Source organism: Streptomyces sp. M92, from assembly GCF_028473745.1.
In the GTDB taxonomy this organism is placed as follows: domain Bacteria; phylum Actinomycetota; class Actinomycetes; order Streptomycetales; family Streptomycetaceae; genus Streptomyces.
Window position 1 is genome coordinate 1,856,735 of record NZ_CP101137.1, and the last position, 26,030, is coordinate 1,882,764.

The 26,030-nt window shown below is 73.5% G+C and carries 23 protein-coding genes; 18 read left to right on the forward strand and 5 right to left on the reverse strand.

Features of this window, described 5'->3' with window-relative positions; all coding sequences use genetic code 11:
• Positions 1-17: 17 nt before the first annotated feature.
• The 4 genes from M6G08_RS08410 to cysN are packed head-to-tail and all read left to right on the forward strand — an operon-like array spanning position 18 to position 3,704.
• Positions 18-932 carry a [LysW]-aminoadipate kinase gene (locus tag M6G08_RS08410; RefSeq protein ID WP_272586546.1) on the forward strand — a complete coding sequence of 305 codons (915 nt, stop codon included), beginning with the start codon at positions 18-20 and terminating at the stop codon, positions 930-932.
• Positions 929-1,489 carry an adenylyl-sulfate kinase gene (gene cysC / locus M6G08_RS08415; protein ID WP_272586547.1) on the forward strand — a complete coding sequence of 187 codons (561 nt, stop codon included), beginning with the start codon at positions 929-931 and terminating at the stop codon, positions 1,487-1,489. The genes M6G08_RS08410 and cysC overlap by 4 nt, the downstream gene beginning before the upstream one ends.
• Positions 1,486-2,421, forward strand: a complete 936-nt coding sequence (cysD, locus tag M6G08_RS08420) for a sulfate adenylyltransferase subunit CysD (protein ID WP_272586548.1) — start codon at positions 1,486-1,488, stop codon at positions 2,419-2,421. The genes cysC and cysD overlap by 4 nt, the downstream gene beginning before the upstream one ends.
• A gap of 2 nt (positions 2,422-2,423) precedes the next feature.
• Entirely contained in the window at positions 2,424-3,704 is a 1,281-nt protein-coding gene (cysN, locus tag M6G08_RS08425) for a sulfate adenylyltransferase subunit CysN (protein ID WP_272586549.1), read from the forward strand.
• 703 nt (positions 3,705-4,407) lie between these two features.
• On the opposite strand, the gene M6G08_RS08430 is transcribed toward cysN, so the two are convergent.
• Positions 4,408-5,283, reverse strand: coding sequence for a dioxygenase family protein (locus M6G08_RS08430; protein ID WP_272586550.1), 876 nt, complete (start codon positions 5,281-5,283; stop codon positions 4,408-4,410).
• A gap of 684 nt (positions 5,284-5,967) precedes the next feature.
• Here M6G08_RS08430 and M6G08_RS08435 point away from each other — a divergent pair.
• The 6 genes from M6G08_RS08435 (at position 5,968) to M6G08_RS08460 (ending at position 11,875) form a co-directional block, all read left to right on the forward strand.
• A complete protein-coding gene (locus tag M6G08_RS08435; RefSeq protein WP_272586551.1) occupies positions 5,968-7,488 on the forward strand; it encodes a DUF2252 domain-containing protein in 1,521 nt (506 codons plus the stop codon).
• Between the two features lie 59 nt (positions 7,489-7,547).
• The gene (locus M6G08_RS08440; protein ID WP_272586552.1) at positions 7,548-8,363 is read left to right on the forward strand and encodes a hypothetical protein; all 816 of its coding nucleotides are present in this window, start codon (positions 7,548-7,550) and stop codon (positions 8,361-8,363) included.
• Between the two features lie 49 nt (positions 8,364-8,412).
• A complete protein-coding gene (locus tag M6G08_RS08445; protein WP_272591289.1) occupies positions 8,413-8,742 on the forward strand; it encodes a rhodanese-like domain-containing protein in 330 nt (109 codons plus the stop codon).
• 205 nt (positions 8,743-8,947) lie between these two features.
• On the forward strand, positions 8,948-9,775 hold the full coding sequence (locus M6G08_RS08450; RefSeq protein WP_272586553.1) for a DUF5819 family protein: 828 nt from the start codon (positions 8,948-8,950) through the stop codon (positions 9,773-9,775).
• Positions 9,772-11,088, forward strand: a complete 1,317-nt coding sequence (locus tag M6G08_RS08455; RefSeq protein ID WP_272586554.1) for an HTTM domain-containing protein — start codon at positions 9,772-9,774, stop codon at positions 11,086-11,088. The genes M6G08_RS08450 and M6G08_RS08455 overlap by 4 nt, the downstream gene beginning before the upstream one ends.
• Positions 11,089-11,098: 10 nt before the next feature.
• Positions 11,099-11,875: a TrmH family RNA methyltransferase gene (locus M6G08_RS08460; RefSeq protein WP_272586555.1), complete on the forward strand. Its 777-nt coding sequence runs from the start codon at positions 11,099-11,101 to the stop codon at positions 11,873-11,875.
• A 22-nt stretch (positions 11,876-11,897) separates the two neighbouring features.
• On the opposite strand, the gene paaN is transcribed toward M6G08_RS08460, so the two are convergent.
• Positions 11,898-13,589 (reverse strand): phenylacetic acid degradation protein PaaN, encoded by a 1,692-nt coding sequence (gene paaN, locus M6G08_RS08465; protein ID WP_272586556.1) that lies wholly within the window; start codon positions 13,587-13,589, stop codon positions 11,898-11,900.
• Positions 13,590-13,828: 239 nt separating this feature from the next.
• On the opposite strand from paaN, the gene M6G08_RS08470 reads away from it, so the two are divergent.
• Both M6G08_RS08470 and M6G08_RS08475 read left to right on the forward strand, forming a co-directional pair.
• Positions 13,829-15,346 (forward strand): 3-hydroxyacyl-CoA dehydrogenase, encoded by a 1,518-nt coding sequence (locus tag M6G08_RS08470; protein ID WP_272586557.1) that lies wholly within the window; start codon positions 13,829-13,831, stop codon positions 15,344-15,346.
• Complete coding sequence (locus M6G08_RS08475; RefSeq protein WP_272586558.1) at positions 15,343-15,963, forward strand: TetR/AcrR family transcriptional regulator; 621 nt, start codon at positions 15,343-15,345, stop codon at positions 15,961-15,963. Before M6G08_RS08470 ends, M6G08_RS08475 begins: the two co-directional genes overlap by 4 nt.
• A 108-nt stretch (positions 15,964-16,071) precedes the next feature.
• On the opposite strand, the gene M6G08_RS08480 is transcribed toward M6G08_RS08475, so the two are convergent.
• Positions 16,072-16,590, reverse strand: a complete 519-nt coding sequence (locus M6G08_RS08480; RefSeq protein ID WP_383137979.1) for an Lrp/AsnC family transcriptional regulator — start codon at positions 16,588-16,590, stop codon at positions 16,072-16,074.
• 174 nt (positions 16,591-16,764) lie between these two features.
• Between M6G08_RS08480 and pdhA the strand changes: the two genes are divergently transcribed.
• The 6 genes from pdhA (at position 16,765) to M6G08_RS08510 (ending at position 24,071) form a co-directional block, all read left to right on the forward strand.
• Positions 16,765-17,946 (forward strand): pyruvate dehydrogenase (acetyl-transferring) E1 component subunit alpha, encoded by a 1,182-nt coding sequence (gene pdhA / locus M6G08_RS08485; RefSeq protein WP_272586559.1) that lies wholly within the window; start codon positions 16,765-16,767, stop codon positions 17,944-17,946.
• Positions 17,943-18,947, forward strand: a complete 1,005-nt coding sequence (locus tag M6G08_RS08490) for an alpha-ketoacid dehydrogenase subunit beta (RefSeq protein ID WP_272586560.1) — start codon at positions 17,943-17,945, stop codon at positions 18,945-18,947. The genes pdhA and M6G08_RS08490 overlap by 4 nt, the downstream gene beginning before the upstream one ends.
• Positions 18,947-20,422, forward strand: a complete 1,476-nt coding sequence (locus tag M6G08_RS08495; protein WP_272586561.1) for a dihydrolipoamide acetyltransferase family protein — start codon at positions 18,947-18,949, stop codon at positions 20,420-20,422. Before M6G08_RS08490 ends, M6G08_RS08495 begins: the two co-directional genes overlap by 1 nt.
• 144 nt (positions 20,423-20,566) lie before the next feature.
• A complete protein-coding gene (gene mobA, locus M6G08_RS08500) occupies positions 20,567-21,565 on the forward strand; it encodes an NTP transferase domain-containing protein (protein WP_272586562.1) in 999 nt (332 codons plus the stop codon).
• Entirely contained in the window at positions 21,562-22,977 is a 1,416-nt protein-coding gene (locus M6G08_RS08505) for a molybdopterin molybdotransferase MoeA (RefSeq protein ID WP_272586563.1), read from the forward strand. The genes mobA and M6G08_RS08505 overlap by 4 nt, the downstream gene beginning before the upstream one ends.
• Positions 22,974-24,071 carry a potassium channel family protein gene (locus M6G08_RS08510; protein ID WP_272586564.1) on the forward strand — a complete coding sequence of 366 codons (1,098 nt, stop codon included), beginning with the start codon at positions 22,974-22,976 and terminating at the stop codon, positions 24,069-24,071. The genes M6G08_RS08505 and M6G08_RS08510 overlap by 4 nt, the downstream gene beginning before the upstream one ends.
• A 45-nt stretch (positions 24,072-24,116) precedes the next feature.
• Here M6G08_RS08510 and M6G08_RS08515 read toward each other — a convergent pair whose 3' ends face one another.
• Entirely contained in the window at positions 24,117-24,965 is an 849-nt protein-coding gene (locus M6G08_RS08515) for an ABC transporter permease (protein WP_272586565.1), read from the reverse strand.
• Positions 24,962-25,996: an efflux ABC transporter ATPase subunit, DrrA-related gene (locus M6G08_RS08520; protein ID WP_272586566.1), complete on the reverse strand. Its 1,035-nt coding sequence runs from the start codon at positions 25,994-25,996 to the stop codon at positions 24,962-24,964. Before M6G08_RS08520 ends, M6G08_RS08515 begins: the two co-directional genes overlap by 4 nt.
• Positions 25,997-26,030: the final 34 nt, after the last annotated feature.

Here is a 26,030-nt window from a genome sequence, read left to right on the forward strand (position 1 = left end):
GGCCCACCGGAGAGAGCGTGACCACCAAACCGCTGACAGTCGTGAAATGCGGCGGCAATCCGGCCGTGGACGCCGTGGGCATCTGCGCCGACGTCGCCCGTCTCGTCCACGAAGGACACTCCATCCTCCTGGTGCACGGAGGTTCCGGCGAGATCGGGCGTCTCGCCGGCAGACTCGGCGTCGCCCAGCGCACCCTCGTCGCCCCGGACAACGTGACCACGCGCTACACCGACCCGGACACCCTCGAAGTGGTCGTCCTCGCCCTGGCCGGCGCGGTCAAGCCCGCGCTGGTGGCGGAACTCTCTCGCCACAAGGTGCCCTCGGTCGGCCTGACCGGCATGGACGGCGACATGCTCCGCGCCCGCCGGAAGTCCGCCGTCCGAGCCGTTGTCGACGGCCGCACCGTCCTCATCCGCGACAACCACAGCGGCCGCATCGCCACGGTACGCACCGAGCTTCCCGAGACGCTCCTGCGCGCCGGATACGTACCCGTGGTCTCACCGCCCGCCATCGACGAAGAGGGCCGCCCCGTCAACGTCGACGCCGATCGCGCCGCGGCGGCGCTGGCGGCGGCACTCGGCGCCGACCGACTCCTCCTTCTCACCGGCGCGCCCGGCGTACTCGCCGACCCCGACGACCCCGCCAGCGTGCGCAGCACCTGCCGCATAGCTCCCACCGGCCCACCCGACCCGTCCGCCACGGGCGGCATGGCGCTCAAACTGATCGCCGCACGCGAAGCCCTCGCCGGCGGAGTGACCACCGTACGCATCGCGGACGGACGCACGCCGGAACCCGTCAGCCGAGCGCTCGCCGGTGCCGGCACCACAGTGCGCGTCTCCGGCGCGGGCACCGGTGTGCCCGTTCCCGCGCAGGCCGCAAGCGTCCCGCAGACCTCCGCCCGACACGACCGCGGTGAGGAGAGGGGCTCATGACCTCGCAGAAGTTCTGTACGTGTCGGCCCGGTGCGACGGTTTGGCTGACCGGACTGCCGAGCGCGGGCAAGACCACGATCGCCCGTGAACTCGCCGGGCGACTGCGCGCCGAGGGCAGCCGCGTCGAGGTGCTGGACGGCGACGAGATGCGCTCCTGCCTGTCCGCCGGACTCGGCTTCGGCCGGGCGGAGCGGGAGACCCATGTCCAGCGCGTCGGCCTGGTCGCCGAGGTCCTGGCCCGCAACGGCGTCATCGCGCTCGTGCCGGTGATCGCTCCGTACGCGGCCAGCCGCGCGGCCGTACGCGAACGCCACGCGAACAGCGCGACCGCGTACGTCGAAGTGCATGTCGCGACCCCCGTCGACGTGTGCCGCACGCGCGATGTGAAGGGGCTGTACGCCCGGCAGGCGGCCGGTGAGATCTCCGGCCTCACCGGCGTGGACGACCCCTACCAGATTCCAAAGGCCCCGGACCTGCGCATCGAGACGCACCGGCAGACCGCCGCGCAGTCCGCGACGGCGCTGCACACAGCGCTCAAAGAGAGAGGACTGGCATGACCGCAGTCGTGGCGGACCGCCCGCATACCGACAACCCGTACGCCCTCTCCCACCTGGACACGCTGGAGTCCGAGGCCGTCCACATCCTCAGGGAAGTGGCGGGCGAATTCGAACGCCCGGTGATTCTCTTTTCGGGCGGCAAGGACTCCATCGTCATGCTGCACCTGGCGCTGAAGGCGTTCGCCCCCGCGCCGATCCCCTTCTCGCTGCTGCACGTGGACACCGGGCACAACTTCCCCGAGATCATCGAGTTCCGCGACCGTACGGTGGAGAAGCACGGGCTGCGGCTGCACATCGCCTCGGTGCAGGAGTACATCGACGCCGGCGCACTGCGCGAGCGCCCCGACGGAACGCGCAACCCGCTGCAGACGGTACCGCTGACCGAGAAGATCCAGGCGGAGAAGTTCGACGCGGTCTTCGGGGGCGGGCGCCGGGACGAGGAGAAGGCCCGCGCCAAGGAGCGGGTGTTCTCGCTGCGCGACGAGTTCTCGCAGTGGGATCCGCGCCGGCAGCGCCCCGAGCTGTGGAACCTGTACAACGGCCGGCACGCCCCCGGCGAGCACGTACGCGTCTTCCCGCTCTCGAACTGGACCGAGCTGGACGTCTGGCAGTACATCGCCCGCGAGCACATCGAGCTCCCCGAGATCTACTTCGCGCACGAGCGCGAGGTGTTCGCGCGCGACGGCGTGTGGCTGGCCGTCGGTGACTGGGGCGGACCGGAGGACGGTGAGACCGTCGAGACCCGGCTGGTCAGATACCGCACGGTCGGCGACATGTCCTGCACCGGCGCCGTCGACTCCGATGCCACCACACTGGACGCCGTGATCGCCGAGATCGCCGCCTCCCGGCTCACCGAGCGCGGCGCGACCCGCGCCGACGACAGGCTTTCCGAAGCCGCCATGGAAGACCGCAAGCGCGAGGGGTACTTCTGACGATGGTCATCGACACGCTGCGCTTCGCCACCGCCGGATCGGTGGACGACGGGAAGTCCACCCTGGTCGGCCGGCTGCTGCACGACTCCAAGTCGGTCCTCGCCGATCAGCTCCAGGCAGTGGAACGCGTCTCCCGCTCACGCGGCCAGGGGGCGCCGGACCTGGCGCTGCTCACCGATGGTCTGCGGGCCGAACGCGAGCAGGGCATCACCATCGACGTCGCCTACCGGTACTTCGTCACGCCGCGGCGGCGGTTCATCCTCGCCGATACGCCGGGGCACGTCCAGTACACGCGGAACATGGTCACCGGAGCGTCCACGGCCGACCTGGCCGTGGTCCTCGTCGACGCCCGCAACGGGGTGGTCGAGCAGACCCGGCGCCATGTCGCCGTGGCGGCCCTGCTCCGCGTCCCCCATGTGGTCCTGGCCGTCAACAAGATGGATCTCGTGGCGTACGAGGAGTCCGTCTTCGCCGCCATCGCCCACGAGTTCAGCGCGTACGCGCGCGGGCTCGGCGTCCCCGAGGTCACCGCGATCCCGGTCTCGGCGCTCGCCGGGGACAACGTGGTCGAGCCGTCGAGGAGGATGGACTGGTACGGGGGCCCCACTGTGCTCGAGCACCTGGAATCCGTGCCGGTCGGCCACCGCCCGGACGAGGAGCCGACCCGGGTCCCCGTCCAGTACGTCATCCGTCCGCAGACCGCCGAATACCCCGACTACCGCGGGTACGCGGGCCAGATCGCCTCGGGCGCGCTGCGCGTCGGCGAGCCGGTGACCGTGCTTCCGTCCGGCCGCACCAGCACCATCGAGACCATCGAGCTGCTCGGCCGGGCCGTGGACTCCGCATGGGCTCCGCAGTCGGTGACCGTGCGGTTGCGCGACGGCATCGACGTCTCGCGTGGCGATCTCATCGCGCCGACAGCCGTCGCGCCCACCCCCACGCGCGAGGTCGAGGCGACCGTGTGCCATCTCTCCGACCGGCCGCTGACAGTCAGCCAGAGGGTGCTGCTGAAGCACACCACCCGCACGGTCAAGGCGATCGTCGAGGAGATCTCGTCGCGGCTCACCCTGGAAGATCTCTCGCAACAGCCGGCGCCCGGCGAGCTGCTCGCCAACGACATCGGCCGGGTTCGGGTGCGTACGACCGAGCCGTTGGCGCTGGATCCGTACGCACGATCACGGCGCACGGGCTCCTTCCTGCTCATCGACCCGGTGGACGGTACGACGCTGGCGGCCGGCATGGCAGAGGGCGTGCCGGACGACAGTGTGGACGGCGTTGGGTGAGCCACGTCTGGCGGGATGCGACACGTCCTGATGGCCGGGTCCGAGGCAATGGTCACGGGGGCCGCAGCCCGGCGCCGGTATGGCCGTGACATTGCTGGTGGTGCGTCAGGCCCGCTGGTGATGTGGCTTGACGGTGCCGTTCCGGTCGGGCGTGGGCCGGTGTTCAGGAAGCCGGCTTCCTTGCGGAGGCTGAAGACGACCGCTCGCCTTCGGTGTCCGCCCGGGCCCGGGCCGTTGGAGGACTACGAGATCCGACGACCGCGTGTACCACCCGCTGCACACGACTCCGTGCGCCCCTGCCCATCACTTCGCCCGCGTTCGGTCCGATCCGGAATTCTGTACGAAGCCGCAGCCGGCCAGGCCGGCTGTCCGGCCCCCCCATGGCTACGAACATGGCCGCGGTGCGCTGTGCTCAGACGGGCTCGGCCATGGCGTCCACCGCGATGTCGGGAGTAGGCACCCAGACCTACGAGACCCCGACCCCTCGCCGTGGCGAGCTTCGGCGAACTCGCGGGGTATGGCATCGCCGACTCCTGGAGCCCGATACGGCGCCGACCGGGGCGGCGGGAAATGATCTCCGTGGGCGCGGGACAACTGCATCGTCGGTGCCCCACCGGCCGGAAGCCCCTCAGGTCTCGGCCCTGAGGGGCTTTCGCGTGTTCGGGTGCCGGGCCGTGGGGTGCCGGGTGCTGTGGGGAAGGTCTCAGGGCTCGCGGCGCCACAGGGCGGGCACGTTGGGCGGCTCCCAGCCGGTCATCGAGGTGTGCGCCTGGAGACAGCGGTAGCCGCCCCCGCCGTACGTCACCCGGTCCCCGGCCGCGTAGGAACGGCCGGCCGCCCAGGTGCCGCCCGGGGGGTCGGTGGGCGGGTCGGTGGGGTCCGGGCCCGGGCCGCCGTCCACGTTCAGGACGAAGTCGAAGGTGGCCTCCTTGCCGCCGCCGGCGTCGCGGACGTTCATCAGCAGCGCCGGGTCGAAGATCGCGTCCGTGCTGTTGCGGGGCTCGCCGGGGAAGTAGAGCTGGGTGGTCAGCACGGGCTCCCCGGGCGCCTGCGCCTTGACGTGGATGTGCCGGGTGCGGCCCGGGTAGAGGCCGGGGACGATCGTGCGCAGGGTGAAGGCCCCGGAGGCGTCGGTGAACTGGTGGCCGCGGAAGCGGTACCCGGCCATGTCGTACGCGCCGGCGTTGTCGGCCTGCCAGAAGTCCAGGAGCACGCCGGACAGCGGGACGCAGTTGCGGCCGAAGACGTAGCCGCTGACGGTCAGCGGGGTGCCCGGGGCGCCGGGTGTCACCAGGTCGGTGCGGAGCGGGGAGTTCGGTTTGAAGTAGGGGCCCTCCATCTGGTCGGGCGTCGGGTCGTCGCCGTCGTCGCAGTAGGGGGTCGGCGGCAGGGTCCGGCCGGTGGAGCCGCGGGCGGCGTCCCGGGCCAGTGCGATCGAGCCGGTGGCGATCAGCGGGACGGCGGCGCCGGCGGCCACGGCCGCCCTGAGCAGCGTCTTGCGGCTGACGCCGCGGTCGGGGGCTGCGGCGGGCCCGGGCTCGTGGGGGCCGGTGGGGGAGATGGGGGCGTCGGAGGTCATGGCGGTTCCTCGGTCTCCTCGGTGGGGTGGTCCCTGGGGAAGCTGGGCGGGACGTGCGGGATCCGGGACGTCGGGACAGGGAGCGCACCCGCCGGCGCGGGGCAGGCTGCTGTCGTTGCTTCGACGGGCGCGCTCCGTGGTGATCGCTGGAAACCGTAGGCGCGGCGGCCGGTGCCTGGGCACCTCCTGCTTCGCCCTCTGTTCGGCGTTATGTGGGGGCGAGGTGTGTTCGGGGTGGGGCGCGCTCGGGTGGTCGGGTGCTCGGGGGCGTTCGGGTGGTGGTCGCGGGGCGGCCGGGCGGGTTGTGGGCGGTGTGGTCGTGTTCGTGGGGGTGGGTGTCGCGGGGGTGTGGGGTGCTTGTGCAGGTGGAGGCGGGGGGTGGGGCGGGGGCGGTTCCGGTGGGTTGGGCACGGCCGTACACGTGGGTGGTGGGAGGCGGCGTGTACGGGCGGTTCGTGCGGCGGTACGGTCGTGGCGCGTTGACGCCGGGTCGATGAGGCCGGGTGGGCTTGGGGTCTGCCGGGTTTCGGGGGCGGCCCTGGCCCGGGCGGCTGTCCGGGGCGGGGGTGGCTCCGGCCGGGCGTCGGTTCCGGGTTCGGGCGGCGGCCTGCGGCCGGGTACGGCTCGGGCGGTGGCCCGGGCGGGCGGGACGGCTCAGGTACGAGGACGGGGAGGGCGGCCGGGATGGCCGAGGCGATGACGGGGACGCGCGGCGCGGCGGACGAGGCCGGTGCGGTGGACGAGGGTGACGCGGTGAGTGTGGTGGACGTGACGGACGTGACGGGCGCGGCGGGGTCGGCGGGCGGCGCGGAGGGAGGCGTCGGCCGGGTGCCGGACGTGCCCGGGTTCGCGCGGTGGCCCGCCGGCGGGTCGCCGAAGGCGGAGGGCAAGGCGCTGCGCACGCGCGTCCCGCGGTCCGCGCACGCCGCCCTCGGCCTGGACGGCTCCCGCCCGGACGCGGTGAGCGCGGTCGAGGAGTCCAACCGCGGCCGGATACCCGGGCTCACCCCCATACGCGCGGGCCGGATGGCGGCCACGCCGTTCGCCTTCCTGCGCGGGTCGGCCGGGCTGATGGCGTACGATCTGGCGCGCACCCCGGTGACCGGCATCGGCGCGCAGATCTGCGGCGACGCGCACGCCGCCAACTTCGGGCTCTACGGCGACGCCCGCGGCGGCCTCGTCATCGACCTGAACGACTTCGACGAGACCGTCCACGGCCCCTGGGAGTGGGACCTCAAGCGGCTCGCCGCCTCGATCGTCCTCGCGGGCCGGGAGGCCGGCGCCGACGAGGACACCTGCCGAGAGGCCGCCCACGACGCGGCCGGCGCCTACCGGCGCACCATGCGGCTGCTGGCGAGGCTTCCCGTGCTGGACGCCTGGAACGCCATCGCGGACGAGGAGCTGGTCTCCCACACCGACGCCCACGACCTGCTCGGCACCCTGGAACGGGTCTCCGAGAAGGCCCGCGCCAACACCAGCGGACGCTTCGCCGCCAAGTCGACCGAGGCCACCGAGGACGGCGGACGGCGCTTCGTGGGCGCCCCTCCGGTGCTGCGGCGCGTCCCGGCCGCCGAGGCGGCGTCGGTCGCGGCGGCCCTGGAGCCGTACCTGGCGACCCTCTCCGAGGACCGGCTCCCGCTGCTGGCCCGGTACGCCGTGCACGACGTCGCCTTCCGGGTCGTGGGCACCGGCAGCGTGGGTACGCGGTCGTACGTCGTCCTGCTCCTGGACCATCGCGGCGAACCGCTCGTGCTCCAGGTGAAGGAGGCCAGGCCCTCCGCTCTGCTGCCCCACCTGGCGACCGCCGGGTTCGACACCCCCGAGGCCGGGCACGAGGGGCGCCGGGTGGTCATGGGGCAGAAGCGGATGCAGGTGGTCAGCGACATCCTGCTGGGCTGGACCACGGTCGACGGGCGGCCCTTCCAGGTACGGCAGTTCCGCAACCGCAAGGGCAGCGTCGACGCCACCGCCCTGGCCGCCGACCAGATGGACGACTACGGCCGGATGACCGGCGCCCTGCTGGCCCGTGCCCACGCGCACAGCGCCGACCCGCGGCTGATCGCCGGCTACTGCGGCAAGAACGGCGAGCTGGACGAGGCGGTGGCCGCCTTCGCCGTGGCCTACGCCGACCGCACGGAGGCCGATCACGCCGTACTGCTCGCCGCCGTGCGGACCGGACGGGTCGCGGCGGAGCTGGGGGTGTGAGGGGAGTGCCGGGGACCGCGCGGGCGGCTTCCCCGGCCCGCAGGCCCTAGGCTGGTCGGGTGACGACGCCCGAAGCTGAGCCCGAGCAGGGGGGTGCGCCGCGTCCCGAGGAACGGCTGGAGAAGGCCGTACGGGCCGCCGAGCAGGCACTCATCGAGTACGAGATCGCGCTGGAGACCTTCCGCGTGGAGGTGGAGAACTTCTCCCGCCTGCACGAGCAGCGGCTCGGACCGGTGTACGCGCGCCTGGAGGAGCTGGAGGCGCAGATCCTGGAGGCCCGGGCCGCCCGCACCGGTGACGCCGAGGACCGGCGCCGGGCCGACGAGGCGCGGGCCCGGCTGATGCCCATCCCCGGGGTCGAGGAGCTGCTGCACGGCTGGATGGACGGGGACGGGCTGTTCCCGGAGGCCACTGCGATGCTCACGGACCAGGCGGTACGCCCCCCGCGGCGGGTGCGCCCGAGCGAGGAGGCCCGCAAGCTCTACCGCGAGCTGGCCCGCAAGGCCCACCCCGACCTGGCGCAGGAGGAGGACGAGCGGGCCCGGCGCGAGGAGTTCATCACCCGGGTCAACGCCGCCTACGCCCGCGGTGACGAGGACGCGCTGCGGGAGCTGGCCGGGGAGTGGGCCGCGGGGCCGGTGCCCGAGCGGCGCCCGAGCCGGGGCGAGGAGCTGTACGCGCGTCTCGAATGGCTCGACCGGCGCAAGGAGATGCTCACGCTGCTCGCCAAGGAGCTGGAGGAGAGCGCGATCGGCGGCATGCTGCGGCTGGCCCCGGACGATCCCGACCGGCTGCTGGAGGAGATCGCCGAACAGCTCGCGACCCAGGTGCGGGAGCGCGAGGCGGAGCTGGCGGCGGCGCTCGGGCAGGACTGAGCCGGGCGGTGGCTCCGGTAGCGTCTGGGGCATGAGTTTCGGAGCTGGTGTGCCCACGGTCGAGGTCGCGGACCTCAAGGACGGCGACTTCCTGCTGGACGTCCGCGAGGACGACGAGTGGCAGGCGGGTCATGCCGCCGGGGCGCTGCACATTCCCATCAGTGAGTTCGTCGCCCGGTACGGTGAGCTGACCGACGCCGCGCCGCAGGACGGCCGCGTCCACGTGATCTGCCGTTCCGGCGGCCGTTCGGCCCAGGTCACCATGTACCTGGTCCAGCAGGGCATCGACGCCGTGAACGTCGACGGCGGCATGCAGGTGTGGGCGGCGGCCGGGCGGCCCGTGGTGGACGGCAAGGGCGAGCCGGGGCACGTCGTCTAGGGCCTGTCCGACAGGCCCTGGGGCAGACCGGGCCCCTGTCGCCGGTGTGGTGTCCCCCACGGCGCGGTCGGCCCACCGGGGGCTGTGCGGGCGGCCGGTCCTGAGTACCGTTCCCGTTCGAACGTCGCCGAGCAGCCGCACCGTGGTGCGCTGGCGCCCCGTGGCGGGGCGGGCGGAACGAGGATCAGGACCGGAACGGGGCGGAATGGACGCGTACGGCACAGGCTCGGACGCTCGGCAGGGGCGGGGCGACGATCAGGACGTCCCGGCCGGAGCGGGCGGCGGCACCGGGAGTACCGGGGCTGCCGGGAGTACCCGGGCTGCCGGGAGTACCGGGGCGGAGGCCGGGGCCGCCGGGGAGCCCGGCGAGGCCGCCGAGCCCCGCACCGGTGTCGCCGCGCTCTCCCCGCGCTACCAGGTCGGTGCCGTGATCGCCCTCGCGGTCGTCGCCGTCGCCGTCTGTGCCCACCTGGGGCTGGTCTTCCTGCACGTGGCCCCGTCGAACACCCTCACCAAGAAGCACGGCGCCGCGGTGGACGAGTGGGTCTTCCCGGAGTTCGAGCAGAACTGGAAGCTCTTCGCCCCCAACCCCCTCCAGCAGAACGTCTCCGTCCAGGTCCGCGCCGAGGTGAGCACCGCGGACGGCGGTATACGCACGACCGGCTGGTACGACCTGTCCGCCGAGGACGGCCGGGCCATCGACGGCAACCCGGCGCCGAGCCACACCCAGCAGAACGAGCTGCGCCGGGCCTGGGACTTCTTCGTCTCCACCCACGACTCCGACGACCGCCCGGTGGGTCTGCGCGGCGCGCTCTCCGAGTCCTATCTGCGGCGCATCGCGGTCCTGCGCCTGGAACGCAACGACGCCGCCGGACCGGACGGCGTGGTCGAGCGCGTCCAGTACCGCTCCCGGACCACCAACGTGGAGCCGCCCCCGTGGAGCGGGGTGAAGGTCTCCGACCGGCCGACCGTGCGCCAACTGCCCTGGTGGCCGGTGTCCGGCGAGAGCGAGAAGAAGGGGGGCGCCGCGTGAACCGCATCGTCCTCTCCGTCTCCCGCGGTGTCGCCCGCGTCACCGGTGCCGCGCTCGGCCCGTACCAGACGGCCGTGATCCGCATCGGCTTCAGCGCCACCTGGCTGCTGTTCCTGCTGCGTGAGCTGCCCCACCGCCAGGAGCTGTACGGCCCCGACAGCCCCTGGGGCCACGACCTCGCCGAGCAGCTGATCGCGGACAACGGCGCCTTCACCGTGCTGATGTGGTCCGACGGGCAGGTCTGGTTCGAGATCGTCTACGCGCTGGCCGTGCTGAGCAGCGTGCTGCTCCTGCTGGGCTGGCGCACCCGGACCGTGTCCGTCCTCTTCATGGTCGGCGTGCTGTCCCTGCAGAACCGCAGCGTGTTCATGGGCGACGGGGGCGACAACGTCCTGCACCTGATGAGCATGTACCTGGTCCTCACCCGCTGCGGCCAGGTGTGGTCGCTGGACGCCCGCCGGGCGCGGCGCGCGGAGCAGGCACGGGCGCGCGGTGAGCGGGTGGCGGACCGGGTCGGGCCGGTGCTGTGGTGCGTGTTCGGGTTCGTGCTGCTCACGGTGACGCTGGCGGGCGGGCTGGACGGCGACTGGTTCGTCCCGGCGCTGCTGTGGGCGGTGTGGGTGGCGCAGGGCCTGTGGTGGGTCGTGGGGCGCGGTACGGGGAGCGGCCAGCCGCGCGTCCTGCTCGACGTGGTCACCAACGTCGTGCACAACGGCGCCCTGGTCGTGATCATGGCCGAGGCCTGTCTGATCTACGCCACGGCGGGCTGGTACAAGATCCAGGGCTCGCGCTGGCAGGACGGCACCGCGGTCTTCTACCCGCTGCACCTGGACTACTTCTCGCCGTGGCCCGCGCTCTCCGACGCCTTGGCGGCCAGCGGCACGATGGTCATGCTCATCACCTACGGCACGGTCGCCGTGCAGGTCGCCTTCCCGTTCACGCTGTTCAACCGGCGGGTCAAGAACGTGCTGCTGGCCGCCATGATGACCGAGCACGCGGTGATCGCCGTGGTGCTGGGGCTGCCGTTCTTCTCGCTGGCGATGATCGCCGCCGACGCGGTCTTCCTGCCGACCTCCTTCCTGCGCCGGACGGGCGGCTGGGCGGTACGCGGGCGGGACCGGCTGCTGCTCCTGCTGCCGGGCTCGCGGGCGGGCGGGCCGCCGGCCGGGGGCGGGGGCATCGGCGGGGACGGCGGTGGTACGGCGACGGTGCCCGGGCCGCGTGCCCACTCCGGCGGGACCGGTGGTGCGCAGGAAGCCGGCGTCCAGCAGACCGGTTCCGGGGCGGACGGGGCCCCGATCACACGCACGTAGGCTTCGGGGCATGACCGATCCCGACCTCGACCCGTCGGCCGACTGGCGCCGGTACGCCGGTGGCTGCGTGCTGCTCGACGGCTTCCACGCCCTCAAGCACGCGCTGCGCTTCGGTGCCGAGGTCCCCGTGGCCGTCACCGCCGACCGCACGGCGGCCCTGGCCCTCGCCGACGAGCTGGCACCCGACGTACGGGACGCCCTGGACGGGCTGCTGACCGAGGTGGCGCCGGAGACCTACGCCTCCCTCGTGCCGCGCCCGCACCCCACCGCCGTGGCCGCCCTGGCCGTACGGCCCTCCCGGGAGGCCGGGCTCCGGGCGCTGGCGCACACGCCCCGCCGGGCGCCCGTGGTCGTTCTCGACCAGCCGCGCAACCTCGGCAACGCGGGGGCGGTGATCCGGCTGGCCGCCGGTTTCGGGGCGACCGGTGTCGTGACCACCGGCCCCCTCGACCCGTGGCACCCCACGGTGGTGCGGGGCGGGGCGGGGCTGCACTTCGCGACCGCCGTGGAGCGGCTGGAGGTGGATCGGCTGCCGTCCGGGCCGCTGTTCGCGCTGGACCCGGAGGGCGAGGACATCCGCGGGCTGAGGCTGCCGGACGAGGCGCTGCTCGCCTTCGGCTCCGAGCGCAGCGGCCTGTCGCGGGAGCTGCGCGCGCGGGCCGACCACCTGGTGGCGCTGCCGATGCGCCCCCAGGTCTCCAGCTACAACCTCGCGACCAGTGTGGCCATGACGCTGTACCACTGGAGCGCGGGCGGGGGCGCACCGCGGGTGTCCCAGATGTCCTGACCGGCCGTCCTGGCCGGCCGTCCTAGGCGGGCCGGCGGACCTCCACCACCCGGAAGCGGTTCGCGACGAACGCGCCGTCGCACAGGGCCGCGTTGGCCGCCGGGTTGCCGCCGGAGCCGTGGAAGTCGGAGAAGGCGGCCGTCTGGTTGACGTACACCCCGCCGGTGAGGTTGAGGGAGAGCTGGGCGGCCTCCTCCAGGCAGGCCTCCCGCACGGACCGCTCCACCTCCGGGTCGGTCGTGTACGCGCCGACCGTCATCGCGCCCTTCTCGCGGACGCTGTGGCGCAGCAGCTGAACGGCGTGGTCGGCGGAGTCGACGGCCACGGCGAAGGAGACGGGGCCGAAGCACTCGCTGGTCCAGGCGGCCTCGTCGTCGGGCTTGGCGCCGTCCAGCTTGACGATCACCGGGGTGCGCACGACCGCGTCCGGGAACTCCGGGTTGGCCACCTCGCGGGAGGCGAGGGCGACCTCGCCGAGTCCGGCGGCGGCCTCCAGGCGGGCCTTGACGTCCGGGTTGACGATGGCGCCGAGCAGGGCGTTGGCCCGGGCGTCGTCGCCGAGGAGGCCCTCTACGGCACGGGCGAGGTCGGCGGTCACCTCGTCGTAGGTCCTGTCGCCCTGGTCGGTGCGGATGCCGTCGCGGGGGATCAGCAGGTTCTGCGGGGTGGTGCACATCTGGCCGCTGTAGAGGGACAGCGAGAACGCCAGGTTGCCGAGCATGCCCTTGTAGTCGTCGGTCGACTCGACGATCACCGTGTTGACGCCGGCCTTCTCGGTGAAGACCTGGGCCTGGCGGGCGTTGGCCTCCAGCCAGTCGCCGAAGGAGGTGGAGCCGGTGTAGTCGATGATCCGGATCTCGGGCCGGGTGGCCAGGGTCTTGGCGATGCCCTCGCCGGGGCGCTCGGCGGCCAGCGCCACCAGGTTCGGGTCGAAGCCGGCCTCGGTGAGGACGTCGCGGGCGACCCGCACGGTCATCGCGAGCGGCAGCACCGCGCGGGGGTGGGGCTTGACCAGGACCGCGTTCCCGGTGGCGAGGGAGGCGAACAGGCCCGGGTAGCCGTTCCACGTCGGGAAGGTGTTGCAGCCGATGACCAGACCGATGCCGCGCGGTACCGGCGTGAACGCCTTGGTCAGCGCGAGCGGGTCGCGCTTGCCCTGGGGCTTGGTCCACTCGGCCGTCTCGGGGGTGCGGGACTGCTCCACGTACGCGTACGCCACCGCCTCCAGGCCGCGGTCCTGCGCGTGCGGGCCGCCCGCCTGGAAGGCCATCATGAAGGCCTGCCCGGAGGTGTGCATGACCGCCTGCGCGAACTCCATGGTGCGGTCCGCGATCCGCTTGAGGATCTCCAGGCAGACCATCGCCCGCAGTTCCGCGCCCGCGTCCCGCCACGCCCGCTGCCCCGCCCTCATGGCGGGCAGCAGCACGTCGAGGTCCGCGTGCGGGTACTCCACGCCCAGCTCGATCCCGTACGGGGAGACCTCGCCGCCGACCCAGTCGTCGGTGCCGGGCTGGCCGAGGTCGAGGCGGGTGCCGAGCAGGGCGTCGAAGGCGGCCTTGCCCGCGGCCGTGTCCAGGCTGCCGTTCTCCCCGTAGGCCTTGGGGTGCTCGGGGTGGGGGGACCAGTACGCGCGCGTGCGGATCGTCTCCAGCGCCTGGTCCAGGGTCGGCCGGTGCCGGTCGATCAGCTGGTGCGCGGTGAGTTCGGCGGCCATGCGGGACCAACTCCTCGTCTCTTCCGGACGCGCCGTCGACTCTTCGTCGAGTCTCTCCGTCGAGTCCGGGACCTGGGGGGAAACCTGGGCGGGAATATCAAAAGGTGCGGCGCGCAGCGCCTCGGGCAGGGTGGTGGTGGGAGACGGGTGGGCGGACACGGCTAGAGTAACCGAACGATCGGTCGGGACAAGGGGGACCGCCGCATCTGTGGAAAACCCCGTGCGGGAGGATCGCGCACATGACAGCACTCGACCTCAGCAGCCCCGTCGCCGTCGTCGGCACCGGCACCATGGGTCAGGGCATCGCCCAGGTGGCGCTGGTCGCGGGCCATCCCGTGCGGCTGTACGACGCCGCCCCCGGCCGGGCCCGGGAAGCGGCCGACGCGATCGGCGCCCGGCTCGACCGGCTCGTCGAGAAGGAACGCCTCACCGGCGCCGAACGGGACGCCGCCCGTGCCCGGCTCCGGCCCGCCGGGTCCCTCGCCGAGCTGGCCGACTGCGGCCTGGTCGTCGAGGCGGTCCTGGAGCGGCTGGACGTCAAGCAGGAGCTGTTCCGCGCGCTGGAGGACGTCGTGGGCGACGACTGCCTGCTCGCCACCAACACCTCCTCGCTCTCCGTCACCGCCGTCGGCGGCGCGCTCCGCGGCCCCGGCCGCTTCGTCGGCCTGCACTTCTTCAACCCGGCCCCGCTGCTGCCGCTGGTGGAGGTGGTCTCCGGGTCCGCCACCGACGTCGCGTCGGCCACGCGCGCGTACGAGACGGCCCGCGCCTGGGGCAAGACCCCGGTCGCCTGCGCCGACACCCCCGGCTTCATCGTCAACCGCGTCGCCCGCCCCTTCTACGCCGAGGCCTTCGCGGTCCACGAGGACCAGGGCGCCGACCCGGCCACCATCGACGCCGTGCTGCGCGAGTCGGGCGGCTTCCGGATGGGCGCCTTCGAGCTGACCGACCTCATCGGGCAGGACGTCAACGAGTCCGTCACCCACTCCGTGTGGCAGGCGTTCTTCCAGGACGTGCGCTTCACGCCCTCGCTAGCCCAGCGCCGCCTGGTCGAGTCCGGCAGGCTCGGCCGCAAGAGCGGGCACGGCTGGTACGACTACCGCGACGGCGCCGAGCGCCCCGAGCCGCACACCGCCGAACCGGCCGGTCCGCCCGCGTACGTCGTCGTCGAGGGTGACCTCGGGCCCGCCGCCGAGGTGGTCGCGATGGTCCGCGAGGCGGGCATCGAGGTGCGCCGGGAGGACGAGGACAAGGGCACCCGGCTCGTGCTGCCCAGTGGAGGGCAGCTGGTGCTCGCCGACGGCCAGACCTCGGTGGAGTTCCGGGACGTCGTGTACTTCGACCTCGCGCTGGACTACCGCGCGGCGACCCGCGTCGCCCTGTCCGCCTCGCAGTCCACCTCGCCGGAGACCGTCGCCCAGGCCACCGGCCTGTTCCAGGCGCTCGGCAAGAAGGTCAGCGTCATCGGCGATGTCCCCGGCATGATCGTCGCCCGTACGGTGGCGCGGATCATCGATTTGGCCGTCGAGGCGGTCGCCAAGGGCGTCGCCACCGAGGAGGACGTCGACACCGCGATGCGCCTGGGTGTCAACTACCCGCTGGGTCCGCTGGAGTGGAGCCGCCGGCTCGGCGGAGGCTGGGCCTGCGAGCTCCTCGACAACCTGCACGCGTGCGCCCCCACCGGCCGGTACGCGCCGTCCCTGGCGCTCTACCGCCACGCCTACGCCTCCGACAAGCAGGAAGGCGGCACCTCATGACCACCGCCAAGCGCGACACGTACACGCCCGAGACGCTGCTCTCCGTCGCCGTGCAGGTCTTCATCGAGCGCGGTTACGACGGCACCTCCATGGAGCACCTCTCCAAGGCGGCCGGCATCTCCAAGTCGTCGATCTACCACCATGTCGCCGGCAAGGAGGAGCTCCTGCGGCGGGCCGTGTGCCGGGCCCTCGACGAGCTGTTCGGGATCCTCGACGAGGAGCACGCGTGCGTGGGCTCCGCCGCCGAGCGGCTGGAGTACGTCGTGCGGCGCATGGTCGAGGTGCTGATGGCCGAACTGCCGTACGTGACCCTGCTGCTGCGGGTACGCGGCAACACGGACACCGAGCGCTGGGCGCTGGAGCGGCGGCGCGCATTCGACCACCGGGTGGCCGACCTGCTGAAGGCGGCGGCCGCCGAGGGGGACGTGCGCGCGGACGTGGAGGTGCGGCTCGCGACCCGCCTGGTCTTCGGCATGATCAACTCGATCGTGGAGTGGTACCGCCCGGACGGTCCCGACGGCCGGGGCGGCGCGGGGGGCGCCGGCGGCGCGGGCGAGCGCGAGGTGGTCGACGCGGTGGCGCGGCTGGTGTTCGGGGGGCTGCGCAAGCCGTCCTGAGCGGGCGGCTCGTCGGTATCCCTGGTGGCCTCGGTATCCCCGGTGGCCTCGGTATCCCCGGTATCCCCGGTGGCCCCGGTGGCCTCGGCGGCCCCGGCGGTCCGGAGGTCAGCCCTGCGGCTCCAGGTCCTCGGTCTCGAACACCAGCAGGGTGCGGGTGCTGAGCACCTCGGGGATGGCCTGGAGGCGGGTGAGTACCAGCTCGCGCAGGGCCCGGTTGTCGGGGGTGTGGACCAGGAGCAGGACGTCGAAGTCGCCGCCCACCAGGGCGATGTGCGAGGCCCCGGGGAGCTGCCGCAGCTGTGCGCGGACGGTGCGCCAGGAGTTCTGGACGATCTTCAGGGTGATGTACGCCGACGTGCCGTGCCCGGCCCGTTCGTGGTCGACGCGGGCGCCGAAGCCGCGGATGACGCCGTCCTCGACGAGCCGGTTGATGCGGGCGTAGGCGTTCGCGCGGGAGACGTGGACCCGTTCGGCGACCGAGCGTATCGAGGCGCGGCCGTCCGCCTGGAGCATGCGCAGGATGTCCTGATCGATGGCGTCCAGCGGGCGCGGGGGCGGCGGGGCCGCGGAGTCCTCGGGACCGGCGGCGTCGTCCGGGCGTTCGGCCATTTGTTCAGATGCCATGTCCCCCCGCCTTCTTACGATGGACGTACTGCGTCCATCTCAGGCTGTGGAGAACCGTTTGTCCACAGCCTGGGGCCGCCTGTAGCCAAAATGTGCCGACGACCGAACAATCGGTAGGTGAGGCCCGTCACACCCGTGACGAGCCCGGAGCCGCTCCCACGAGGAGGTGCCGTCATGACGGTCATGGAGCAGCGGGGCGCGTACCGGCCCACACCGCCGCCCGCCTGGCAGCCCCGTACCGACCCCGCGCCGCTGCTGCCCGACGCGGAGCCGTACCGCGTCCTCGGCACGAAGGCCGCCGAGCAGGCCGACCCCGGACTGCTGCGCACCCTGTACGCCCGGCTGGTCCACGGCCGCCGCTACAACGCGCAGGCCACGGCGCTGACCAAGCAGGGCCGGCTGGCCGTCTACCCCTCCAGCACCGGCCAGGAGGCCTGCGAGGTCGCCGCCGCGCTGGCCCTTCAGGAGCGCGACTGGCTCTTCCCCAGCTACCGCGACACCCTCGCCGTCGTCGCCCGCGGCGTCGACCCCGTCGAGGCCCTCACCCTGCTGCGCGGCGACTGGCACACCGGCTACGACCCCCGCGAGCACCGGGTCGCCCCCCTGTCCACGCCGCTCGCCACCCAGCTCCCGCACGCCGTGGGCCTCGCGCACGCCGCCCGGCTGAGGGGCGACGACGTGGTCGCCCTCGCCATGGTCGGCGACGGCGGCACCAGCGAGGGCGACTTCCACGAGGCGCTGAACTTCGCCGCCGTCTGGCGGGCGCCGGTCGTCTTCCTCGTGCAGAACAACGGCTTCGCGATCTCCGTGCCGCTCGCCAAGCAGACCGCCGCCCCGTCGCTGGCCCACAAGGCCGTCGGCTACGGAATGCCCGGCCGCCTGGTCGACGGCAACGACGCCGTCGCCGTGCACGAGGTCCTTTCCGACGCCGTCCGGCACGCCCGCGCGGGCGGCGGCCCCACGCTGGTCGAGGCGATCACGTACCGCGTGGAGGCCCACACCAACGCCGACGACGCCACGCGCTACCGGGGGGACGCCGAGGTCGAGGCCTGGCGCCGGCACGACCCGGTCGAGCTGCTGGAGCGGGAGCTGACCGAGCGCGGCCTGCTGGACGAGGACGGCGTCGCGGCCGCCCGCGAGGAGGCCGAGACCATGGCCGCCGACCTGCGCGCCCGCATGAACCAGGACCCGGCCCTCGATCCCATGGACCTGTTCGCCCACGTCTACGCCGAGCCCACCGGGCAGCTGCGCGAGCAGCGGGACCTGCTGCGCGCCGAGCTGGCGGCGGAGGCCGAGGCGGAGACCGGTTCCGCGTCCGGTTCCGTGTCCGGGGCATCCGAAGGGGGACAGCGATGACCACGGTCGCCGTCAAGCCGGCCACCATGGCGCAGGCCCTCACCCGCGCGCTGCGCGACGCCATGGCCGCCGACCCGAGCGTGCACGTCATGGGCGAGGACGTGGGCACCCTCGGCGGCGTCTTCCGGGTCACCGACGGACTCGCGAAGGAGTTCGGCGAGGACCGCTGCACCGACACCCCGCTCGCCGAGGCCGGCATCCTCGGCACCGCCGTCGGCATGGCGATGTACGGGCTGCGCCCGGTCGTGGAGATGCAGTTCGACGCCTTCGCCTACCCGGCGTTCGAGCAGGTCGTCAGCCACGTCACCAAGATGCGCAACCGCACGCGCGGGAAGCTGGCCCTGCCGCTGACCATCCGTGTCCCCTACGGCGGCGGCATCGGCGGCGTCGAGCACCACAGCGACTCGTCCGAGGCGTACTACATGGCGACTCCGGGGCTCCATGTCGTCACGCCCGCGACCGTCGCCGACGCCTACGGGCTGCTGCGGCAGTCCATCGCCTCCGACGACCCGGTCGTCTTCCTCGAACCCAAACGGCTCTACTGGTCGAAGGACACCTGGAACCCCGAGGAGCCCACGCCCGTTGAACCTACAGGCCGCGCGGTGGTGCGTCGCTCCGGACGGAGCGCCACACTCATCACGTACGGGCCGTCGCTGGCCGTCTGCATGGAGGCGGCCGAGGCGGCCCGGGCCGAGGGCTGGGACCTCGAAGTCGTCGACCTGCGCTCCCTGGTGCCGTTCGACGACGAGACGGTGTGCGCTTCGGTGCGGCGGACGGGACGCGCGGTCGTCGTCCACGAGTCGGGTTCCTTCGGGGGCCCGGGCGGGGAGATCGCGGCCCGGGTCACGGAGCGCTGCTTCCACCACCTGGAGGCGCCGGTGCTGCGTGTGGCCGGGTTCGACATCCCGTACCCGCCGCCGATGCTGGAGCGTCACCACCTGCCCGGTGTGGACCGGATCCTGGACGCCGTGGGGCGCCTGCAGTGGGAGGCCGAAAGCTGATGGCACACGCTTCTGACGGTCGCAGCCTGGAATTCAGGCTCCCCGACCTCGGTGAGGGCCTCACCGAGGCGGAGATCGTGCGCTGGATGGTCGAGGTCGGTGACGTCGTCGCCGTCGACCAGCCGGTCGTCGAGGTCGAGACGGCCAAGGCGATGGTCGAGGTGCCCTGCCCGTACGGCGGCGTGGTCACCGCCCGCTTCGGCGAGGAGGGCGCCGAGCTGCCGGTCGGGGCGCCGCTGATCACGGTGGCGGTGGGCGAGGGGGCCGACGGCCACCGTCCGGCGGAGGGCTCGGGCACCGGCGGCGGTGGAGCGCGGACGCCTCGGGCCGAGGAGCCCGGGACGGGGGAGGCGAAGTCCGAGGGCTCGGGCAACGTCCTGGTCGGGTACGGCACCTCGGAGGCACCCGCCCGCCGGCGCCGGGTACGGCCGGAGCGGCGGGTGTCCGCCGGGGCACCGGTCGCCGGGCCGGCGACCGGTGCGGAGGCGGTCGGGCGGGTCAACGGCCGGGCCCGGGCCGCCGAGCCGGCGGACGGGCCGGTGCCCGTCATCTCCCCGCTGGTGCGCCGGCTCGCCCGGCAGAACGACCTTGATCTGCGGGAGCTGACCGGCTCCGGACCGGACGGGCTGATCCTGCGGGCGGACGTGGAGTACGCCCTGCGGGCCGCCGAGGCCCAGGGCAGCGGCCGTACGGCGGCCCGGGCGACCGGCCCGCACGCGGCCGGGACGACCGCGGGGCAGGTCCCCGCGGCCACCGCGCGCACCCTGTCCCCCGCGGTGCCGCCGGGCGGCATCCGTACGCCGCTCAAGGGCGTCCGCGGCGCCGTCGCCGACAAGCTCTCCCGCAGCCGGCGCGAGATCCCGGACGCGACCTGCTGGGTGGACGCCGACGCGACCGAGCTGATGCGGGCGCGCACGGCCATGAACGCGGCGGGCGGGCCGAAGATCGCCCTGCTCGCCCTGCTGGCCCGGATCTGCACGGCCGCCCTGGCCCGCTTCCCCGAGCTGAACTCCACGGTCGACACGGAGGCCAGGGAGGTCGTCCAGCTCGACCGCGTCCACCTCGGCTTCGCCGCGCAGACGGACCGGGGGCTGGTCGTACCGGTCGTCCGCGACGCGCACGCGCGGGACGCCGAGGGGCTCACCGCCGAGTTCGCCCGGCTCACGGAGACGGCTCGCGAGGGGCGGCTGACGCCCGGCGAACTGACCGGTTCCACCTTCACGTTGAACAACTACGGAGTCTTCGGCGTCGACGGCTCCACGCCCATCATCAACCACCCCGAGGCCGCCATGCTCGGCGTCGGCCGCATCGTCCCCAAGCCGTGGGTGCACGAGGGCGAGTTGGCGGTGCGTCAGGTCGTGCAGCTGTCGCTGACCTTCGACCACCGGGTGTGCGACGGCGGTACTGCGGGCGGCTTCCTGCGGTACGTGGCGGACTGCGTGGAACAACCGGCGGTGCTGCTGCGGACGTTGTGACCGGCGTGACCGGCGTGACCGGCGTGACCGGCGTGACGGGAGTGACGGAAGTGACGGAGGTGTCGGCACCGGCCCCGGGCACCGGCTCTGCCGCGCGGGCTCCCCAGCGTTCCCTGTGATCGCGCCGGGACGCATACTCGGGGGGTGACCGCGTACGAGCCCCCCGGTGCCCCCGGCGCCGGCACCGATCCCGCGCCGGGCGCGGCCCTCGTCGGGTACGACGCCGTCGTACTCGCCGGCGGTGCCGCCCGGCGGCTCGGCGGTGCCGACAAACCCGGCCTGCGCGTGGGCGGGCGGGCGCTGCTGGACCGGGTGCTCGCCGCCTGCGCCGGAGCGCGGCGCACCGTCGTCGTGGCTGCCCCGCGACCCACCGCGCGCCCGGTGACCTGGGCGCGCGAGGACCCGCCGGGCGGCGGACCGCTGGCCGCCCTCGCCGCCGGCCTCGCACACACCACGGCCGAGTACGTCGTGGTCCTCTCCGCAGACCTGCCGTTCCTGGCCGGCCCCACCGTCGGACGCCTGCTGTCCGCCCTCGCCGCGAGCGACGCCGACGGAGTCCTGCTCACCGACGCCGACGGCCGCGACCAGCCCCTCGTCGCCGCCTACCGCGCGTCCGCGCTGCGCCGCGAACTGGCCGCGCTCACCCGGGACCGGGGAGACGGGACGGGCCGGGCGGGCCTCACCGGGCTGCCCCTGCGCCGGCTGACCGGCGCCCTCCGCCTCACCCGTGTCCCCGACGCGGTCGCCTCGTTCGACTGCGACACCTGGGACGACCTCGCCACCGCAAGGGCACGCATCAGGGAGCATGGTCACGTGTTGGATGAATGGATCTCCGCAGCCAAGGACGAGTTGGGCATCGACCTCGACGTCGACACCGGCCTCCTGCTCGACCTCGCCCGGGACGCCGCCCACGGGGTGGCCAGGCCCGCGGCGCCGCTGACCACCTTCCTCGTCGGCTACGCGGCCGGCCGGGCCGGGGGCGGCCCCGAGGCCGTCGCCGAGACCGCCCGCAAGGCGGCCGCCCTCGCCGGGCGCTGGGCTGAGGAGGCCGCGGCCGCCGAGACCCCGCCCGCCCCGCCCCGGGCGGGCCAGCCCGACGTGGCTCCCGACGCCACCCCCGACACCCGCCCGGACGCCCGATGACCTCCCCCGGCACCCGGACCGGCGAGGAAGCCGACGACCTCGACGTCGAGGAGGCGCTCGCCCTCGTGAAGGAGAACCCCGGCCCTCCCGGCGGCACCCCCGGCGGACCGGCCACCCACCCGCACGCCCCACACCACGGCGATCCCCAGCCCCACGGCGGCCCGCACCCCCACAGCGGCCCCCGTCACCACGGCGACCGCCACAGCGCGACCCCCTGGCCCGAGGCCCGCGCGACCGCCGAACGCGCGGCCCGCTCCGCCGTCCGTGCCGCCCGCCGGGCCCCCGCCCCGGCGCCCCTCGACGCGGCCCTCGGTCTCACCCTGGCCACCCCGCTCACCGCCCTCACCGACCTGCCCTCCTTCGACACCTCCGCGATGGACGGCTGGGCCGTCTCCGGCCCCGCCCCCTGGACGGTGCGCGACGAGGGTGTTCTGGCCGGACACGCGGAACCCGCGGCACTGACCGACGGAGAAGCCGTCCGTATCGCCACCGGCGCCCGCGTCCCCGCGGACACCACCGCCGTCCTGCGCACCGAGCACGGCCGCACCGACGAACGGGACCGGCTGCATCCCACCCGCGAGGTCGTCCACGGCCAGGACATCCGGCCGCGCGCCCAGGAGTGCCGCGGCGGCGACCAGCTGCTGCCCGTCGGCACCGTGGTCACCCCGGCCGTGCTGGGCCTCGCGGCGGCCGCCGGGTACGACACGCTCACCGCGGTCCCCCGCCCCCGCGTCGACGTCCTCGTCCTCGGCGACGAGCTGCTCACCGGGGGGCTGCCGCACGACGGCCTCATCCGGGACGCACTCGGCCCGATGCTGCCGCCCTGGCTGCGTGCCCTGGGCGGCGAGGTCCGCACGGTCTGCCGGGTCGGCGACGACGCCGAGGCCCTGTACCGCGCCGTCACGGCCTCCGACGCCGACCTGGTCGTCACGACCGGCGGCACCGCCGCGGGCCCCGTCGATCACGTGCACCCCGTCCTGAGCCGCATCGGTGCCGAACTCCTCGTGGACGGCGTCCAGGTGCGCCCCGGCCACCCCATGCTGCTGGCCCGCCTGGGGGACGACCAGCACCTCGTCGGCCTGCCCGGCAACCCCCTCGCCGCCGTCTCCGGACTGCTCACGCTCGCCGAGCCGCTGCTGCGCACCCTCGCCGCCCGCCCGGCGCCCGAGTCCTACAGGCTGCCGCTGCGGGACGCGGTGCACGGGCACCCGTACGACACCCGGCTGGTCCCCGTCGTCCTGCGCGGCGACCGTGCCGTGCCCCTGCACTACAACGGTCCGGCCATGCTGCGCGGCATCGCCGCCGCCGACGCCCTGGCCGTCGTACCACCGGGCGGTGCGCGTCCCGGCCAGGAGGCCGAACTGCTCGACCTGCCCTGGACCACCGGCGGTATCGGAGTGTGTTTCACGTGAAACTTCCGGGCCAGGACGCGATCGCCCGCCAGGCGGACGAACACCTCGTGACCCACCGGGTGAAACTCCCCAGGAAGCTGGTCGAGCACCCGATCCGTCAGGTCGGCAAGCGGCTGTCCCTGGCCCTGGTGGTCCTGCTGGTGACGGCCTTCATCGTCTACGCCGACGCCGACGGCTACAACGACAACTCAGACGGTTCCGTCGACCTCCTCGACGCCTTCTACTACGCCACCGTCACCCTCTCCACCACGGGCTACGGCGACATCACGCCCGTCAGCGACGCCGCCCGGCTGACCAACATCTTCGTCATCACGCCCCTGCGCGTGATGTTCCTGATCATCCTGGTCGGCACCACGCTGGAAGCCCTCACCGAGCGCACTCGGGAGGAGTGGCGCCTGAACCGCTGGAGGTCCACCTTGCGCGATCACACCGTCGTCGTCGGCTTCGGCACCAAGGGACGGTCGGCGATCCAGACCGTCTGCGCGACCGGGCTGCGCAAGGAGCAGGTCGTCGTGGTCGACCCCAGCGGCAAGGCCATCGAGGCCGCCACGGCCCACGGCTACGCGGGGGTGATAGGCGACGCGACGCGCAGCGATGTGCTCAACCGGGCCGAACTGTTCCGGGCGAAGCAGATCATCATCGCCACCCAGCGCGACGACACGGCCGTACTGGTCACGCTCACCGCCCGGCAGCTCAACCGGGGCGCGAAGATCGTGGTCGCGGTCCGTGAGGAGGAGAACGCGCCGCTGCTGAAGCAGTCCGGTGCCGACGCCGTGATCACCAGCGCCAGCGCCGCGGGCCGCCTGCTCGGTCTCTCGGTGCTCAGCCCCGCCGCCGGCATGGTCATGGAAGACCTGATCAGCCAGGGCAGCGGACTCGACCTCATCGAGCGGCCGGTCATAAAGTCCGAGGTGGGCAGGGTTCCGCGGGAGGTGGACGACCTGGTGGTCAGCGTTGTGCGGGGGCACCGGGTGCTCGGCTACGACGACCCGGTCGTCGGCGGGCTCCAGCTGACGGACCGCCTGATCACGATCGTGCGGGCGACACCGGCCACCCATGTGGCCCCCGACGCCCGCCCGCTGCCCCGCGACTGACGGCGCCGACCGCGAGCGGTCGGCGCCGGCGCCGTACCGGCCGGATCACTTGCGGTTGTACAGCCGCATGGTGATCGGCCCGAAGACCAGCAGCAGCACACCGGCCCAGCCCAGCGTCCAGGCGATCTCCGCGCCGGGCCACTCGCCCGCCATCAGCCCGCGCACCGCGGACGCCAGGTGGGTGATCGGGCTGTTGTTGACGAACGCCTGCAGCCAGCCCGGCATCGTCTTCGGGTCGACGAAGACGTTGGACAGGAAGGTGAGCGGGAAGATCACCATCATGCTGACGCTCATCACCGACTTCTCGGTGCGCAGCATCAGCCCGAACATCGTCCAGATCCACGAGAACGCGAACGAGAAGAGCAGCAGCAGCGCGATCCCGGCGACTACACCGCCGAACCCGCCGTCGGGCCGGTAGCCGAGGAGCAGGCCCACGACGAGCATGATCACGGACGCGATCGTGTAGCGCAGCGCGTCGCCGAGCAGATAGCCGACCATCGCCGAGGGCCGCCAGATGGGCAGCGAGCGGAACCGGTCGAAGACGCCCTTCTCGATGTCGATGTTGACCGAGACCCCGGTGTACATCGTGATCATGACGACCGACATCACGAGGATGCCCGGCAGCACGAACTGGATGTAGTCACTGGGCGAGCCCGCCAGCGCACCGCCGAAGAGGTACGTGAACATCAGCAGGTTCATGATCGGGAAGGCGGTGACGTCGAAGAGCTGCTCCGGCACGTGCTTGATCTTGAGGATCGCGCGCCAGCCGAACGTCAGCGAGGTCGACAGGGCGCTGGGCCGCGGCGGCCGCTCCTTGGCGACCAGCAGAGCCGCCAGCGACTCGGTGCTGACCGCGGAGAGCTCCTTGCCCTCGGTGCTCGTGGCCGTGCTCATGCCGCCACCTCGTCCTTCGTGTCGGTGTCGGGGCCGGCCCCGGTGGCGTCATCGCCACCCTGACCGGTGTCGTGCCCGGTCAGCGCCAGGAAGACCTCGTCGAGGCTGGGCTGTCCCAGGGAGAAGTTGTCGACGGTGATGCCGGCCCGCGTCAGCTCGCCGAGCGCTTTCGCGGCCTGGTCGGCGGCCGCGTCGCCGGCCGTCACCGCGAGCCGCGCGGTCAGCGCCACCGGGTCGGGCTCCAGCTGCACCTCGGCGACCAGCAGGTCCCGCAGCAGCCGCTCGGCCTCCGGCCGCTGGTCCGCGTCCCGCAGCCGCAGGTGCACCGATCCGGCCCCGACGGACGCCTTCAGCTCGCCCTTGGTGCCCTCGGCGATCACCCGCCCCTTGTCGATGACGGCGATGCGGGAGGCCAGCTGGTCGGCCTCGTCCAGGTACTGCGTGGTCAGCAGCACGGTCGTGCCCTGGGCGACGACCGCGCGCACGATGTCCCACACCTGGTTGCGGCTGCGCGGGTCCAGGCCGGTGGTCGGCTCGTCGAGGAAGAGCAGGTCGGGCGTGTTGAGGATGGACGCGGCGATGTCGATGCGCCGCCGCATGCCGCCCGAGTAGTGCTTGACCTGCCTGGCCGCCGCGTCGGTCAGCCCGAAGGCCTCCAGCAGCTGCTCGCCGCGCTGCCGCGCGGCCGTCTTGCCGTGACCGAGGAGGCGGCCCAGCAGGATCAGGTTCTCGATGCCGGTGAGGTCCTCGTCCACGGACGCGTACTGACCGGTGAGGCTCACCCGGCTGCGCACCTCGTCCGCCTCGCGCACGACGTCGCGGCCGAAGACGCGGGCCTGGCCGCCGTCCGGCCGCAGAAGGGTGGCGAGCATCTTCACCGTGGTGGTCTTGCCGGCGCCGTTCGGCCCGAGGACGCCGTAGACCGTGCCGGCGGGCACGGCGAGGTCGACGCCGTCCACGGCCCGGGTCTCGCCGAACGTCTTCACCAGGCCCGCGGTCTCGATCGCGAGTCCGGACGTGTGCGTGCTCATCGATGGTCCTTCCGCGTTCTTGGACTACGCATGG

Coding starts and splice junctions, on each gene's coding strand:
- cysC (WP_272586547.1), top strand. CDS start 929: ATGACCTCGCAGAAGTTCTGTACGTGTCGGCCCGGTGCGACGGTTTGG.
- cysD (WP_272586548.1), top strand. CDS start 1,486: ATGACCGCAGTCGTGGCGGACCGCCCGCATACCGACAACCCGTACGCC.
- cysN (WP_272586549.1), top strand. CDS start 2,424: ATGGTCATCGACACGCTGCGCTTCGCCACCGCCGGATCGGTGGACGAC.
- M6G08_RS08430 (WP_272586550.1), bottom strand. CDS start 5,283: ATGACCTCCGACGCCCCCATCTCCCCCACCGGCCCCCACGAGCCCGGG.
- M6G08_RS08435 (WP_272586551.1), top strand. CDS start 5,968: ATGGCCGAGGCGATGACGGGGACGCGCGGCGCGGCGGACGAGGCCGGT.
- M6G08_RS08450 (WP_272586553.1), top strand. CDS start 8,948: ATGGACGCGTACGGCACAGGCTCGGACGCTCGGCAGGGGCGGGGCGAC.
- M6G08_RS08460 (WP_272586555.1), top strand. CDS start 11,099: ATGACCGATCCCGACCTCGACCCGTCGGCCGACTGGCGCCGGTACGCC.
- paaN (WP_272586556.1), bottom strand. CDS start 13,589: ATGGCCGCCGAACTCACCGCGCACCAGCTGATCGACCGGCACCGGCCG.
- M6G08_RS08470 (WP_272586557.1), top strand. CDS start 13,829: ATGACAGCACTCGACCTCAGCAGCCCCGTCGCCGTCGTCGGCACCGGC.
- M6G08_RS08475 (WP_272586558.1), top strand. CDS start 15,343: ATGACCACCGCCAAGCGCGACACGTACACGCCCGAGACGCTGCTCTCC.
- M6G08_RS08480 (WP_383137979.1), bottom strand. CDS start 16,590: ATGGCATCTGAACAAATGGCCGAACGCCCGGACGACGCCGCCGGTCCC.
- pdhA (WP_272586559.1), top strand. CDS start 16,765: ATGACGGTCATGGAGCAGCGGGGCGCGTACCGGCCCACACCGCCGCCC.
- M6G08_RS08490 (WP_272586560.1), top strand. CDS start 17,943: ATGACCACGGTCGCCGTCAAGCCGGCCACCATGGCGCAGGCCCTCACC.
- M6G08_RS08495 (WP_272586561.1), top strand. CDS start 18,947: ATGGCACACGCTTCTGACGGTCGCAGCCTGGAATTCAGGCTCCCCGAC.
- M6G08_RS08505 (WP_272586563.1), top strand. CDS start 21,562: ATGACCTCCCCCGGCACCCGGACCGGCGAGGAAGCCGACGACCTCGAC.
- M6G08_RS08515 (WP_272586565.1), bottom strand. CDS start 24,965: ATGAGCACGGCCACGAGCACCGAGGGCAAGGAGCTCTCCGCGGTCAGC.
- M6G08_RS08520 (WP_272586566.1), bottom strand. CDS start 25,996: ATGAGCACGCACACGTCCGGACTCGCGATCGAGACCGCGGGCCTGGTG.